Annotated in this window: 1 protein-coding gene; it reads left to right on the forward strand. The window is 51.7% G+C overall.

The genetic code is table 11. From position 1 onward, the window contains the following. Positions 1–14: 14 nt before the first annotated feature. The coding region (gene tnpB / locus M8006_RS17920; protein ID WP_250084599.1) for an IS66 family insertion sequence element accessory protein TnpB at positions 15–267 on the forward strand (253 nt) is incomplete at its 3' end.

Genomic DNA, 267 nt, shown 5'->3' on the forward strand with positions numbered 1-267 from the left:
TGGTTCAGGAGGCCATGGAGCTGAACCCGTTCGATAAGGCGCTGTTTGTCTTTGGTAACCGTCAACGCGACAAGGTGAAGCTGTTGTTCTGGGAGCGTAATGGCTTTGTGGTGTGGTACAAGCGATTGGAACGTGAACGTTTCAAGTGGCCAACGCACCTGGAAGGAACGTCCGTGACGCTGAGCGGACAAGAACTCAACTGGTTGCTGGATGGCTATGACCTGAAGGCAATGCAGCCTCATAAAGCATTGGATTTTCAGTGTGTTG

It is taken from the genome of Halomonas llamarensis (assembly GCF_023555005.1).
Classification (GTDB): Bacteria; Pseudomonadota; Gammaproteobacteria; order Pseudomonadales; family Halomonadaceae; genus Vreelandella; species Vreelandella llamarensis.